This is a genomic window from Thalassotalea crassostreae (assembly GCF_001831495.1).
In the GTDB taxonomy this organism is placed as follows: Bacteria; Pseudomonadota; Gammaproteobacteria; order Enterobacterales; family Alteromonadaceae; genus Thalassotalea_A; species Thalassotalea_A crassostreae.
This window is the reverse complement of sequence record NZ_CP017689.1, coordinates 3,260,783-3,276,892: the sequence shown is the minus strand read 5'-3', so window position 1 is coordinate 3,276,892 and position 16,110 is coordinate 3,260,783. Positions and strand designations below refer to the sequence as shown.

Genomic DNA, 16,110 nt, shown 5'->3' with positions numbered 1-16,110 from the left:
TTCTGAGCAACGAGTCGATTTCCTGAACAACGAGTCGATTTCCTGAACTTGATTCAGGATCTAAAAATAACGTGAGAAATAATTGAATACATATAATGGAAAAATAACACTAGCAATCACCGGCGCATCTGGCTCTTTGTATGCTTTGCGGTTGCTAGAATGTCTTGTAGCAGCAAATTATCAGGTGTATGTACTTATTTCTAGTGCTGCACGAGTCGTGCTAGATACTGAAGTGGGCATAAAACTTCCGGGCAATCCAGAAGCTGCAACGATTGCATTAACAGAGCGGTATAAAGCGCAGCCTCAACAAATCACTGTATTTGGCAAAGAGCAATGGTTTTCACCAGTAGCTTCTGGTTCAGCGGCGCCAAAACAGATGATTGTTTGTCCATGCTCTACGGGAACATTGGCGGCTATAAGCCAAGGAATGAGTGATAATTTAATTGAACGTGCTGCTGATGTAGTAATTAAAGAACGTGGTCAATTAATTATGGTGCCGCGAGAAACGCCATTTTCAACAATCCATCTAGCCAACATGCACAGCCTTTCGCAAATGGGGGTGACAATCATGCCTGCAGCACCTGGTTTTTATCACCAGCCTGAGTCGATTAATGATCTTATCGATTTTATGGTTGGAAGGATGCTAGATCATCTAGGAATTGAACAATCAATAATGCCACGCTGGGGGTATTCTAACTAATTCAATTTACTCTATTTTCCTTTGAATTATAAACAGATAAAAAGCGGCTATTTTTTAGCCGTTTTTGTTTTCTTGGTCTAGACTTAATTTATTATTATAAAAAGACTAAATTTAAGGGTTTTAAGTGACCGTTTTCAGGGAATTAAAACGACGTAATGTATTCAAGGTTGCAACAGCTTATTTGATCACTGCTTGGTTAATTTTACAAGTGGCGTCCGTTATCGAACCTCATATTGGATTACCTTCTTGGTTTATTCCATTTATCATCACTATTTTAGCTCTTGGTTTGCCTATAGCGTGCCTTCTTGCTTGGGCATTCGAACTTACGCCTGAAGGCATCAAAGCGACTAAACTCGTTACTAAAGAAGAATCTATAACTGCCACGACCGGCAAAAAAATGAATAATCACATTATCATTGCGATGGGGTTAGCAATGATATTTTTGATTTATAAAGCCTACTTTACCAGTGAAGAAACGGTCGAAGTAACCTCATCCCAAGAAGAAGTCATTGACGTCTCTAAGCCTAAAAGTGACGCTATCGATGCAGATATTGTATCTATTGCTGTTTTACCTTTTGTGAATATGAGTAACGATCCTGAGCAAGAATATTTTTCTGATGGTTTATCTGAAGAGTTACTTAATGTTTTGGCTCGCATCAAGCAACTAAAAGTTGCAGCAAGAACATCATCTTTCTTTTTTAAAAATAAGAATATGGATATTAAAGAGATTGCTGACAAGTTGGACGTTGAGCATGTACTTGAAGGTAGCGTGAGAAGATCGGGCAATAAATTGAGAGTAACGGCGCAACTTATTAAGGCTGATAATGGTTATCATATTTGGTCGGAGACATACGATTATGAATTTGATGACATATTTAAAATTCAAGATGAGATATCTGCAGCTGTGGTTCAGCAATTAAAAGTTACACTATTAAATGAAGAGCTTGTTAGCCTTACGGAACACGGTACAAGTAACCCTGAAGCTCAGGATGCCTATTTAAAAGGCCGTTATTTTATGCGCTCACGTACCCCTAAATCGCTAGCGAAAGCAGTTAAATCGTTTAAGTATTCGATCTCTTTAGATGGGAATAATCAACATGCTATTTCTGGACTTGTAGACAGCTATTCTTTGCAAGCTACTTATGCCAATTTGACGGTTCAAGATTTTATTGCCCTAGCAAAGCCGATATTAAAACCGTTTATGGAGTCTAATAGTAATTCGGCTGAAATGGATACTAGTATTGGTGCCTACTACAAAAGTATCAACAACATAGCAAAATCGAAAGAATTCTTTGAAAGGGCCATTGAAAAAAACAAAAATTATGTTCAAGCATATCATTGGCTAGGACACCTTTATCGTCTCGAGGGACAAGACATAGAAAAAGCAAAAACTAACTTTTTAAAAGGATTAAAGTTAGACCCATACTCGGAAATATTATTATTGAGCTTGTTTGGCGCTAATTACCAGTCTGGAAACCTATTGGAAGCTGAAAACTATTTAAGTTTGGTTAACGAAATTGCGCCTTCTGGCTCCTATGGTAATGCAGTAACGTTGGAATATTACTGGGTCACAGGGCGAGATTGGGAGCGAGCAATTAGGTTAATTGAAAGTCGCGCTATGGTGAAGTCACAGTTAAATTACAATGAGCAATTTGCATTCTATTTAGCCTTAGATGATTTAGAGCAAGCAGAAAAACAACTTGCTGCTATAGATTCAGCTGTTGCCTATCAAGCGAGTATAGTTTTTAACTATCAAGCATTGTATTTGACCAAGTTGGATAAAGGCTTAATTACTGAGCAGCAGTATCGTTCAAAGTTAAAAGAAAAAATAGTGTTGTACCCACACCATGACAACATCGGACTGGAAGTTGATATTTTTTTACGTCAACAAAATTACCAAGCGGCCTTTGATCTAATGACTAGCAAGTACCAACGACTAATAGGTCAAGAATCAATTCATATGGAGGATTTAGTTGCAGCAGCTTATTATTTATATTTAATTGGTAAGTTAGAAAAACCACTAGATGAAGCCCTAAATCGTGCGGTACTAAACAAGCTTTCGGCATTCGACAAGGTGAATACAAATCCTGAATTTGCCTCCTATTATAAAGCAATTCTTTATACCCTTATCGGCAATAATAAAAAAGCGCTAGAGCATTTAAATAAACTCTACGTCGAAGGAGATTTCTATAAATATGTGGTGCTGACTAAACGTTGGGTATTATTCGAAGATTTACGAAAAACATCTGAAATGCAAAACATAATTTCAACTGCCATGAATAAGCTTGATAAGAAAAGGGCAGAATTTAACGCTGTGAGATCTAATGCAGTCACAAATACACAAGACCCTCAAGTTGAGCAAGAAGGTCGAGGTGGCAATTTATAATGACCTTTATTAAAGAGTTAAAGCGCCGCAATGTCGTTAAAGTTGCAATCGCATATTTAATTACCAGTTGGTTGATTCTTCAAATATTATCGGTGCTAACGCCCTATCTGAAGTTACCAGAGGTTTTTGGCTCTATGGTAACAGTAATACTTGTCATCGGCTTTCCGATTGCTTGTTTAATTGCTTGGGCGTTTGAACTAACTCCGGAAGGGGTTAAGCGCAGCAAAGATGTGGTCTTAGACGAATCAATCACTACGATCACCGGCAGAAAACTTGATCTTGGTATTATTACTGCCTTGGTAATTACCGTTGTATTTCTAGTTTATGAGGCATATTTCTCTGCTTCTAAGGTAGAGCTAACGACAACTGATAATGAAGAAGTTGAAGCCGCTGGTGTAATTAAACAAAGTGAGAAGGTCAGTGAACTACCGGACACTAAAAATGAAGTTTCGACAGAGTTCACCTCAATTGCCGTATTACCATTTGTTAATATGAGTAATGACCCAGAGCAAGAATATTTCTCTGACGGTTTGTCGGAAGAATTGCTGAATGTTTTGGCTCGGTTAAAACAACTAAAAGTTGCCGCGAGAACCTCATCTTTCTATTTCAAGAATAAAAATATGGATATTAAAGAAATAGCTGAAAAGCTTGATGTTGAACATATTCTCGAAGGCAGTGTTCGGAAATCCGGAACGAAATTAAGGGTAACAGCGCAATTAATTAAAGCAGACAATGGATATCATTTATGGTCAGAAACCTATGACTATGAACTTGATGATATTTTCAAAATTCAAGATGAAATATCAGCGGCTGTTGTTCAGCAATTGAAACTCACGTTATTGGATGAAGAATATTCCGATTTACGTGAACATGGTACTGACGATATCAAAGCACAAGATGCTTATTTGGTGGGACGTTATCACATTCAAGCTAGAACCCCTCAATCCTTAGCAAAAGCAGAAGCGGCGTTTAAAAAATCTATTGCTATTGATCCTAATAATCAATTGGCAATTTCCGGCTTGGCGGATACCTATTCTTTGCAAGAGGCCTATGCTGATTTATCTCTAAAAGAATATACCACTAGAGTTAAATTGTTGTTAAAACCATACTTTGATAAAGCTTCTAACAGCGCAGAAATGCTCACTTCGATAGGGAGTTATTATCACCATAACACTCAATATGATAAAGCTCGCGAATTCTACCACAAAGCCATTGAAAAAAATCCTAACTATGCCCAAGCCTATCATTGGATGGGACAGACTTATGTTTGGAGTTATATAGAAGGTGACAAAGATTTTGGGGGGTTAGCAATTACAAACCTTGAAAAGGCGCTAAAACTCGATCCATATTCAAGTATTATTTTATCAACTCTCTATAACTTAGAGCTATTTGAAGGGAAATTGCTAGAAGCTGAAAATTATTTAAATCGAATGTTGGAAGTTAATCCAAACTCTTCACTCAATAACGCTAATGCAGTTTATTATTTTTGGGCCACAGGTAGAGATTGGTATAAAGCATGGCAAATCATGAATAGTCCAACCGTTGAAAAAACTTCTTTTTTCTTAGAAGGAAATTTTCACTTTTTACTAGCTCTAGATGAATATGAAGCCGCAAGTAATATTTTGCATCACTTAACCGAGTCTGGTTATGACACTATGTCGTTGGCATTAATGAAATTTGCATTGGAAAGTTACCGATTAAATCGAAATATAATTTCACAAGATGAGTTCATTATCGAATTAAAAACGTTTATGCAAAATAGGGACAAGGAAGATGCTCAATGGTTATTAGCACAAGCCTATCTTATAGAAGGTGATAATCAAGGCGTGGTTGATTTAATATTAAACGTTTATCCTGATATTTTGATTCAAGATAGTTATTTAAATAGTGATTTGTTGAGCGCAGGCCATTTGTGCTTAGCGCTTAAGCGTTTAGGCGATCCAAGGTACATACCGTTAGAACAAAAAATAAAAATTCGAGCGGATAAAATGCTAAATAATAACCTCAATTATGCACAAGCAGGGTTAATGTTGCCGTCTGTATTAATGTTATCAGGCAATGCTGAAGCGAGTCTGCAGGCACTGAAAAACATGTATGTAGATAACGAATTTTACAGCGAAGTGGCAATGCTTGAGCAATGGGATATGTTTGCTGAATTGCAGCAAAATCCAAAATTTATCGAAATTCTTGCTATCGCAAAACAAAAATTAGAAGCAAAAGTAACATCGTTCAAAGCAACCATAAAGCAAAAGTATGGTGATGATGAACTGTTTTATTCTGTTGAATAAAACGTTGGCTGCAATAAAAAAAACTTAATGGAAAGCCATTCATCGCTGTTAGTTGTTTATTCATCTAAAAATAGAAACGTTAACACACTGATAACTTTACACCGAGCAAGCAAGGTGTATGATCTATTGCCACTAGAAAAGTAATTTATTTTACTTAACAGAATAATCGTTATTTTCTAATCCTTATTACAACACAACAGGGCAGAATATATGTCAAAGTTTAAAACCAAACCAGCAATGATTGTGGCAACGTTGTCTTTGTTTTTGGCGTCTACAGGCACATTTGCAGCAGATGCAAATGAAGCTAAAGAGGACAGTAAAGTACAGTGGTCAGTCGATGAACCACAAGGTGAATTCCATACAATTAAAATCAACGTTGACCAAGGTACGTGGATGAACGTTGATATTTCACCAGATGGTGAATCAATCGTTTTTGATTTGCTTGGTGACATATATATCATGGACGCAGATGGCGGTAAGGCAAAAGCTTTAACATCCGATATTGCTTGGCAAATGCAACCCCGCTTTTCTCCTGACGGAAAGCATATAGCATTTACGTCTGACCAAGGTGGCGGCGATAATATTTGGGTGATGAATGTTGATGGTAGCGGGCAAACTGCAGTGACTAATGAAACATTTAGATTGATCAATTCTCCTGCTTGGAGTCCAGACAGTAATTATATTGTTGCTCGGAAACACTTTACCGGAACTCGCTCGTTAGGTGCTGGTGAAGTTTGGATGTATCACAAAACCGGCGGTAGCGGCATGATGCTTACCGAACGTCCTAATCAACAAAAAGATTTAGGCGAGCCGGCATTTTCGCCCGATGGCAAATACGTCTATTTCTCACAAGATGCAACGCCAGGTAAAACATTCCACTATTCAAAAGATTCGGAAAAAGGCATCTATAAAATTAAGCGATTAGATCGTGAAACTGGTGAGATCAAAGTCATTCTTTCCGGTCGTGGTGGCGCTATTCGTCCAACGCCTTCACCAGATGGGAAAAAGTTAGCGTATATCTCACGTGTAGACTTTCAATCAACAATGTTTATTTATGACCTTGAAACTGGCGAGAAAACTGCGGTTTACGACAAGCTTGATCGCGACATGCAAGAAACATGGGCTATTCACGGTGTATACCCAACAATGGCTTGGACTCCAGACAGTGACGAGATTATCTTCTGGGCTGGCGGTAAAATTAATAAGTTAGACATAGACGATAAAGAGTCAGAAGTTATTGAGTTTTCAGTTGAAACTGAAAAGAAAATGCAAAAAACGTTGCGTTACACACAAAACATTGATGTTGATAACTTTGACGTAAAAATGTTGCGTGATGTTGAAATTTCACCGGATGGCAAAAAAGTGGTTTTTGAAGCACTTGGACATGTTTATGTACGCAGTTTACCTGATGGAAAAGCGAAACGTTTAACTAAGCAAACTACTCACTTTGAATTAAACCCAAGTTTTTCTCGCGATGGCAAAAGCATTGTATTTGCTACGTGGGACGATAACAAACTAGGTAATATTCGTGTTGTATCCAGCAGCAGTGGTAAAGGTAAGAACTTATTATCTGAACCTGGTAAATACGTTGAACCAACGTTTTCACCAAATGGTAAAACCGTTGTTTATAAGAAAATTAGCGGTGGCTATATTACTACGCCTAAATGGGGTTTAAACCCAGGTTTATATCAAGTGCCTAGTAAAGGTGGCGACGCTAAACTTATCACTGAAGGTGGCTCAAGCCCACAGTTTGCTGCTAGCAACGATCGTATTTTCTTCCACACCTACGGTGAGCAACCAGAATTAGCACGTGTTGATTTAGATGGTCAAAATAAGAAATCACTATACACAGGTAAATACGCAACTGAGTTTAGAGTCTCACCCGATGGAAAATACTTAGCATTTGCTGAACGTTTCAAAGTATTTGTTACTCCGCTAACAGAAGCAGGATCGCTAATCCACATTGGTCCTAACGCGAAAAACATTCCTGTACAAAAGCTTTCGGCGCGAGCTGGTGAAAACATCAGTTGGAATGCTAAATCAAATGAATTGTATTGGAGCTTAGGTCCTGATTTATATCAAGCGAGCCTAAATGGTATGTTTGATATTGGTTATAAAGCTGATGAAGAAACTAAGCCGACAGTAACTAACCTAGGGTTTACCGCTAAATCTGACGCACCAGAAGGTGTTGTTGCTTTAGTTGGTGGACAAGTTGTTACGATGGAAGGCGACGAAGTTATTAATAACGGTGTTGTCATTGTTGAAGGCAAGCGTATTAAAGCGGTTGGAAAAAACGGTGAAGTAGAGATTCCTTCAGGCGCTGAAATTATTGATGTGACTGGTAAAACGGTTATGCCAGGATTAATTGATGCTCACGCTCATGGTTCACAGGGTACTAATGAAATTATTCCTCAGCAAAATTGGATAAACTACGCAACATTATCACTTGGTGTAACAACAATTCATGATCCTTCTAACGATACGACTGAAATTTTTGCAGCATCTGAACTGCAAAAGAAAGGTGATATTGTTGGACCGCGTATTTTCTCGACTGGTACGATTTTATACGGTGCATCAGGACCTGGTTACACGTCACATGTTGATAGCCTAGATGATGCTAAATTCCATATCGAACGTTTACAGAAAGTTGGTGCGTTCACAGTTAAGTCATATAACCAACCTCGTCGTAATCAGCGTCAGCAAGTTATTCAAGCGGCCCGTGAAGCGGGTATGATGGTGGTGCCAGAAGGTGGTTCATTACTTCAACATAACCTATCAATGGTTGCTGATGGTCACACGTCGTTAGAGCACTCTATTTCTACGGCAAAAATTTATGATGATATTCGTCAATTCTGGCAGCAATCAGAAACCGCCTATGTACCTACGTTAGTGGTATCTTACGGTGGTATATCAGGTGAGCATTACTGGTATGACAAAACAGAAGTGTGGAAACACCCACGTTTAAGTAAATACGTACCATCTAATATTTTAGATCCACGTTCAATGCGTCGGACAACAGCACCTGAGCATCATTACAACCACATTAACGTCGCTAAAGTTGCTAAAGAAATGCAAGACATGGATATTTTGGTAAGCATTGGTGCTCATGGTCAACGTGAAGGTTTAGGTGCTCATTGGGAAATGTGGATGATGGCGCAAGGCGGTATGACTCCGTTGCAAGCCCTTCGCACGGCAACAATTGACCCGGCTAAACACTTAGGTCTTGATAACAATATCGGTTCATTAAAAGCCGGTAAACTTGCTGATATAATTATTGTTGATGGTGATGTACTAAAAGATATTCGTCAATCAGATAAAGTGAGCCATATCATGATCAATGGTCGCTTGTTCGATGGTGATAGCATGAATGAAATAGGTAATTACGATAACGAACGTAAAGCGTTCTTCTTCGAATAATTAATACCTTATAAATTAATGAAGCCTTAACAATGAAAATTGTTAAGGCTTTTTCTTTTCTAGCAAAAAATCCTATCAAAAATAACTATTATTAATGATTTTAATGGCTTACAAAATAGGGACTAATTGGGCAGTCATAGTCTTATTTTTGACATCAAAATTAATCTTAAATTTGATCGCTATAAATGCTTTTTTTAATTATTTTTCAGTGCTAAACTGAGCGACCATTCTACAAAAAAATCATAAATTTAGTAGGGTGTTTAAAGCTTAACCAACCGTAACTCGTACTCACTCCTTAACGGCGAGTTATTAAAGTATAATTAAAAGTAAAACAGGAAATTCTCATGGCCAGTCGTGGTGTAAATAAAGTAATGATCGTAGGTAACTTAGGACAAGATCCTGAGACGCGTTTTTTCCCAAGTGGTGGCGCGGTTTGTAATATTACCGTAGCAACCTCAGAAAGTTGGAAAGATAAGCAAACTGGTGAGCCAAAAGAGCTTACTGAGTGGCATCGTATCGTTTTCAACGGTCGTCTAGCTGAAATTGCTGGCGAATACCTTAAAAAAGGTTCAAAAGTTTATATTGAAGGTCGTTTACAAACTCGTAAATGGCAAAATCAACAGGGCGTAGATCAGTACACGACTGAAATCCGCGCTAACGAAATGCAAATGCTTGATTCACGTGGTGCTGGTCAAAATGCTGGCGCTCAAAATGGCGGTTTCCAACAGCAACCTGCTCAACAGCAACAAGGTGGTTATAAGCCTCAAGCACAACAAGCTGCTAAGCCTGCGATGCAACAAGGTGGCTATCAACAGCAAGGTAGCGCTCAACAAGGCGGATACCAACAAGCAGCTAAACCTCAGCAAGGCGGTTATCAGCAGCAAGGTGGCGCTCCACAAGGTGGTTACCAACAACAAAACCAACAACAAGCTCCTAAGGTAAATCCACAAGAGCCAACAATGGATTTTGATGACGATATTCCGTTTTAACCAAAGACAAAGTTGGAAATATTGAAAAAGTCACTAAATGACTTGAGTAACTGATAATAAAAGCTCTTCGTTTGAAGGGCTTTTTTGTTTCCTAATATTCATTTAGTCTGTTTGTTTCTTTCTTGCTAAGAACAACTTAAAATGAACGATAAATCTATAGAGTCTAAATTTCTTATTTGCCATGCATTCAGCCCAGCAGTGTTTTATTAATTTTCAACAATCGGTCAGTGATATTGAACTGCCTGAGCGTTTTACTTTTCCGTTTTATTATAAGCCGCATCCTCTATGTGAAATCGCTGCAGCCGAATTACAACAGCATCTTAAAAGTCAAAATCAATGGCAGCATAACTTCGGCTTAGAAGATCACTTAAACGATAATTTAGAAACTGCTGATGGCAAAATGTTCGGTGTGTTAGTAGTAGAAAATAGTGAAGGTAAAATAGGCTATTTAGCAGGGTTTTCTGGCAAGCTTGCCAATCAAAGCGTGTTACCTCACTTTGTGCCTCCGGTATTTGATACATTTGGCGATGACAGTTTCTATCTTGCAGAACAAAAAATCATTAATAATATTAATGCTGAAATAGAGTTACTTAGTGCAAGTCCTGAGTTACAACAAATAACTGACATTGTTGCTGACTTAACTGCGAAATCTCAAACTGAATTATCGACGTTACAAACAGAAATGGCTGCCGCTAAAAAACAGCGCAAGCAGCAACGAGTAACGGCAAAATCAGAGTTAAATGAACAACAATATGAGGCATTGGAGATTGAGCTCGCCAAAAAAAGTGTCATTTATAAAATTAAACTTCGAGATTTAAAATTGCACTGGCAAGGTCAGCTCGAAAGTGCTCAGCTTGAACTCGATAAATTAACAAATCAGATAGAGCAGTTAAAAAAGCAGCGAAAGAAAATGTCGGCACGAGCACAAAAAAAGCTTTTTCAACAATATCGATTTCTCAATATCAATGGCGAGCAGCAAGACCTAACCGAAATATTTAGCGATACTGCGCACCAAGTGCCGCCGTCAGGTGCCGGCGAATGTGCGGCCCCTAAGATGTTGCAATATGCGTTTAATCATAATTTGAAACCAATCGCCATGGCTGAGTTTTGGTGGGGAGCTTCACCAAAGTCGGAAATTAAAAAACATAAAAATTATTACCCTTCATGTACCGGTAAGTGTCAACCGATCCTCGGTCATATGCTGGCGGGAATGGAGGTCGATGAAAATCCATTATTGGCAAACCCTGGTGCTGAAAAGAAAATCGACATTCTCTATGAGGATGAACACATATTGGTCATCAATAAGCCCGCGGGGTTGTTATCAGTCGCTGGGAAAAGTATTAAAGATTCGGTGCAACATCGATTGCGCCAACAGTTTCCAGATGCTGATGGGCCGCTTATTGTACATCGATTAGATATGGCTACATCGGGTTTAATGGTGATTGCCTTAACTAAGCGCGCCAATAAAAATTTGCAACAGCAATTTGTTACCAGAGAAGTGAAAAAGCGCTATGTTGCAATCGTCGATGGTCTTATTGACCAAGATGAAGGTGAAATTAATTTGCCAATGCGTGGCGATTATTACGATTTGCCAAAACAATTAGTGTGTTTTGAACATGGCAAACCTGCGTTTAGTAAATGGCAAGTGGTGGAGCGCAAAGGCGGCCAAACCAAAGTATATTTATACCCAAAAACAGGCCGTACCCATCAGCTTAGAGTACATTGTGCACACCATTTAGGATTGAATACCCCCATTGTTGGTGATTCGCTTTATGGCATCATCGAACCACGGTTGTTGTTGCACGCCGAATCAATAACATTTGAACATCCTATTACTAACAAGGCGATGCATATCCAAGTTGATGAAGAGTTTTAACAGATATTATTTAAATAATGATTACCGTTCTTTATATGTGAAAACTTAGTCTCACCAAAGACGCGAAATGTATTTATCGAAATCTATGTAATACAAATGCCCTAAATTGATACTTGATCTAGGGCATTTTTATTTTTCTGATTAATTTTTGCTGGCAAAGTTTTGATTACAACTGAGTTCTTAAGTCGAGAAGTTCAGGGAAGAAGCTAATATCTAGTGCCTTCTTCAGAAATTCAACACCCGATGAGCCACCTGTCCCCATTTTATTACCGATTATACGTTGTACGGTATACATATGTTTAAAGCGCCACTGTTGAAATGAATCTTCAATATCCATCAACTTTTCTGCGAGGTTGTATAATTCGAAGTATTCATCTGAGTTTTCATAAACCTTTACCCAGGCTTTAAGTACTGACTCATGCTTGCAATATGGTTGATTAAAATCACGATCAAGCATTTCATCGGCAATATCAAAACCGGCAGCGGCAAGCTGTTTGATCACTTCATCGTACAAGCTTGGGCTGTTAGAGATTTCAGTAAGCTCTTGATGAACCGTTGGGTTTGATTCGTGAACCTTTATTAGCGCGGTATTTTTATTACCCAATAAAAATTCAAGTTTACGATAACCATACGATTGAAAGCCTGATGAATGGCCTAACGCATCACGGAATTTTAAATAATCAACTGGTGTTAACGTTGACAGTACTTGCCAAGATTGGGTCAATTGCACAAATATTTGTTTCACTCGAGCGATAATTTTAAAAGCAGGACCAAAGTCACTATTTTGCACATGCTTAACCGCAGCATTAAGTTCGAATCCAGCAAGTTTTAACCATATTTCTGACGCTTGATGGATGGTGATAAACAACATTTCATCATGTTCATCAGTTAATGGTTTTTGTGCGCCTAATATTTTATCAAGGCAAAGATAGTCGCCATAGGACATTTCATTTTTAAAGTCGGTATGTATGGTATCTTCAACTTCGCGAACATTTTCACCTTGGTGATAAGGACAAGCCATTACGCTACCTCCAGTTTCTCTGTGGCAAGTGTATGCAACAAGTCATATACGTGTTGTTCTTGCCAGGTTTGTTTGATATCAGGTAACAGCATGATTTCGTCCATAATTTGTTTTTGAATGTCACCTGTTTTTAACGCGTAATCGTAAGAAATGTGAGGTGAGAATGTTACCATCGAATATAAAGGTACCCATAAGTCAGGGTACATATCATGAAACTTTGCTTCGATTTTTTTACGCAGTAAAAAGTTTTCATCGGCGCTTAACTCACTCATTTCGATAAAGTTACGTTTCGCTAACTCAATAATTGCGTCACCACTAGGTTTTCTTGAGGCTTCATATGCCGGCAGGACTTGTTGCCAGTCACCGTCAAATTTAGTTTCTAACTCATTTAATATACGGCAATCTTCGAAACCACAATTCATCCCTTGCCCATAAAATGGCACCATTGCATGAGCCGCGTCACCTATTAGTGCGACGTTATTATTAATTACCCAAGGGTAAATATGAACTAAGCACAATGGTGAAGGTTGTTTTGCCAGAAAATCATTAACCGGATCGTTAAGAAGAGGCATCGCATCTTTGAAATTAGTGTTGAAAAACTCACTAACTTTATCTTTATTGTTTAACGATGCAAATGATACATCGCCTTCGTGGTTTAAGAATAAAGTACAGGTAAATGAACCATCTGGATTAGGCAGGGCGATAAGCATAAAATCTTTTCGCGGCCATATATGCAGCGCATTTTTTTCGAGTTTATGGCTTCCGTCTTCATTGGCGTCAATACTGAGTTCAATATAACTTTGTGGCATATATTCCAGAGAATGACTAATGCGTTGTCCCGGTAATTCTTGGGCAAGACGGCGCACTTTTGAAAACACTCCATCAGCCCCAATGAGTAAATCACTGGCATGTTGCTTAGCACTGCCTTTATTATTAAACGTGCAATTAACATCATCAAAATTCACATTAGTTAAGTGATGCTCAAAGTGAATATTAACGCTGTCTTCTTGCTCTGCCATGGTGATTAATTGTTCATTAATGCCTGAGCGTGAAACTGACCAAATTGCTTGCCCATCTTTACCGTATGGAAACTCAGAAAGATTGCCATCAACATCGTGCATAATACGGCAATACATAGGAATGGCATGATCTCTAATTTCTTTATCAACGCCTATCGCTTGAAGTGCTAACCAACCGCGATCTGATAAGGCTAAGTTAATCGATTTACCTTGATAAATATTGGTTTGGCGAGAATCAGGACGTGATTCGTACAGGTCAATGCTATAACCTTTTTTTGCCAACATCACCGCCAGTAAAGCGCCTACTGGGCCCGCGCCGGCGATAGCGATATTCTGCTTATTTGCTGAGCTAGACATGTTATTTCCAATCCTTTAACAATGCTTTTAATGTTTCACCCATGCGGTAAACATCTTCGAAACTGTTGTATAACGGCGTTGGTGCCATACGCACCACATCAGGCTCTCGAAAATCTGCAATAATGCCGGCATCAGTTAATGTGTTGAAGAAGGTTTTATCGGTACCAACAAGTTTTATCGATAATTGACAGCCACGTTGTTTTGGATCCGTTGGAGTAATGATTTCAAGTTCAACATTTGGAAATTGGCTGGTGACATCATTGAACACAAACTCCAAAAACGCGGTCAATTGCAAACTCTTGTTACGTAGTTTTTGCATGCCAACTTCATCAAAAATATCTAAAGACGATTTAAGAACAGCCATGCCCATTATCGGCGCATTACTTAACTGCCAACCCTCGGCACCAGTCATCGGCTCAAAAGAGTTTTCCATTAAGAAACGGCGCTCTTTGTTGTGACCCCACCAACCACCAAAACGATTGAGTTCGGTATTGTTTCCGTGGCGGTCATGAACAAATAGAGCCGCAGTATTACCAGCACTTGAATTAATGTATTTATAGGTACACCATGCAGCAAAATCGACATTCCAATCATGAAGTTTCATTGGGATATTGCCGGCTGCATGAGCCAAGTCGAAACCAGCAAGAGCGCCAACACTGTGTGCTACATCAGTCAGCTTTTTCATATCAAAAACTTGACCGGTAAAGTAGTTCACGCCGCCAAAAAATACTAACGCGACTTCATCACCATGCTCTTTAATGGTGTTGATAATGTCTTCTTCACGAATTAAGTGCTCTCCGTCACGCGGTGCCACTTCGATGATTGCATCATCGGGTGCGAAGCCATGATGGCGAGCTTGAGTTTCAAGTAGATAACGGTCTGAAGGAAACATTTTTGCTTCAGAAATAATCTTGAAACGTTTCGCTGTCGGTTGATAAAAAGATACAAACAACAAGTGTAGGTTGTTCGTTAATGAGCCCATACAAACCACTTCCGACTCATTTGCACCAACAATCGCTGCCGATTGTGGCGTAAGAATTTCGTGATAACTAACCCATGGGTTTTCTGCATGGAAATGACCTTCAACACCCCATTTCGCCCATTCGTCTAACTCTTTGTTTACATAGTCTCGCGCTGCTTTTGGCTGTAAGCCGAGTGAGTTACCGGTAAAATATAAGACTTTTTTGTCATTAATTACCGGGTGACAAAATTTATCACGGTAACTTGCTAACTCATCGTTCTTATCCATTTGTTGAGCAAACTCAATAGTGTTGGCAAAATCTATGTTTGCTTGCGTGCTAAAGCCACAACTGCCAAGGTTTTCAACTTCAACTTGTATACTTTGTCCTGGTTCTAATGCAATAGCCGCGGTTGCCGCGCCGGCAAGAATAATTTGACCTGGCTTTAACTCTTCACCAGATTCAGCAATACAGCGGGCAGCTTCTACCAATGAATTTAGCGGATGCTCAAGAATTTCTGAGCTAAGCCCTGAAGCCGCTTCCTTACCATCAATGATAAGTTTCATTGCAAGCTCGTTAATGTCAGTATCTGGCGCATGCCAGTCGCCAACGATAAAACCTGTACTAGAACAATTGTCAGCAATGACATCGCTCAGTGAGAATTTAAAATTACTGTAGCGAGAGTCGATAATTTCTATCGCAGGGGCAATTGCTTCTACAGCGGCTAGTGCTTGTTCAGCCGTGACAATACCTGATAATGGTGACTTTAATTTAAATGCAATTTCAGGCTCTGCACGAGGGTGCACATAATCTGCTAAATCTATCGCCTGATCTTGCTCAATAATCATAGTATCGGTTAAGCGGCCCCAGATTAAATCATCTACCCCCATTTGCTCCATTTTTGCTTTCGAGGTGAAACCCATTTTGTAGCCGACAAGACGTTCGCCACGATTTAATCGTTGGTCAATACTAAGCTTTTGAATAGTGTAGGCATCATCTAGAGATAATTCTGATGTTAATGATAGTTGCTCAACGCTTTGTGCCGATACGGCTGCTTGGTCAAGCTTGATTGCTAATTTGTTCAGCATGGTAAATCCT

9 protein-coding genes are annotated in these 16,110 nt (G+C 39.0%); 6 read left to right on the top strand and 3 right to left on the bottom strand.

Features of this window, described 5'->3' with window-relative positions:
- Positions 1–82 precede the first annotated feature (82 nt).
- The 6 genes from LT090_RS14225 to LT090_RS14200 all read left to right on the top strand — a co-directional run bounded on the left by LT090_RS14225 (position 83) and on the right by LT090_RS14200 (position 11,656).
- Positions 83–700, top strand: a complete 618-nt coding sequence (locus LT090_RS14225; RefSeq protein ID WP_068545820.1) for a flavin prenyltransferase UbiX — start codon at positions 83–85, stop codon at positions 698–700.
- Between the two features lie 124 nt (positions 701–824).
- Positions 825–3,086, top strand: a complete 2,262-nt coding sequence (locus tag LT090_RS14220) for a tetratricopeptide repeat protein (RefSeq protein ID WP_068545821.1) — start codon at positions 825–827, stop codon at positions 3,084–3,086.
- Positions 3,086–5,374, top strand: coding sequence for a hypothetical protein (locus LT090_RS14215; RefSeq protein ID WP_068545822.1), 2,289 nt, complete (start codon positions 3,086–3,088; stop codon positions 5,372–5,374). Before LT090_RS14220 ends, LT090_RS14215 begins: the two co-directional genes overlap by 1 nt.
- A gap of 210 nt (positions 5,375–5,584) precedes the next feature.
- Positions 5,585–8,791: an amidohydrolase family protein gene (locus tag LT090_RS14210; RefSeq protein ID WP_082897113.1), complete on the top strand. Its 3,207-nt coding sequence runs from the start codon at positions 5,585–5,587 to the stop codon at positions 8,789–8,791.
- Positions 8,792–9,135: 344 nt separating this feature from the next.
- Positions 9,136–9,780 (top strand): single-stranded DNA-binding protein, encoded by a 645-nt coding sequence (ssb, locus tag LT090_RS14205; protein WP_068545823.1) that lies wholly within the window; start codon positions 9,136–9,138, stop codon positions 9,778–9,780.
- Positions 9,781–9,961: 181 nt separating this feature from the next.
- Positions 9,962–11,656, top strand: a complete 1,695-nt coding sequence (locus LT090_RS14200; protein WP_068545824.1) for an RluA family pseudouridine synthase — start codon at positions 9,962–9,964, stop codon at positions 11,654–11,656.
- A 166-nt stretch (positions 11,657–11,822) separates the two neighbouring features.
- On the opposite strand, the gene LT090_RS14195 is transcribed toward LT090_RS14200, so the two are convergent.
- Genes LT090_RS14195 through kynU form a run of 3 tightly spaced genes read right to left on the bottom strand, consistent with a single transcriptional unit; the run spans position 11,823 to position 16,100 of the window.
- Complete coding sequence (locus LT090_RS14195; RefSeq protein ID WP_068545825.1) at positions 11,823–12,677, bottom strand: tryptophan 2,3-dioxygenase; 855 nt, start codon at positions 12,675–12,677, stop codon at positions 11,823–11,825.
- Positions 12,677–14,053, bottom strand: coding sequence for an FAD-dependent oxidoreductase (locus tag LT090_RS14190; protein WP_068545826.1), 1,377 nt, complete (start codon positions 14,051–14,053; stop codon positions 12,677–12,679). Before LT090_RS14190 ends, LT090_RS14195 begins: the two co-directional genes overlap by 1 nt.
- A gap of 1 nt (position 14,054) precedes the next feature.
- Entirely contained in the window at positions 14,055–16,100 is a 2,046-nt protein-coding gene (kynU, locus tag LT090_RS16860; RefSeq protein ID WP_082897114.1) for a kynureninase, read from the bottom strand.
- Between the last annotated feature and the right edge of the window lie 10 nt (positions 16,101–16,110).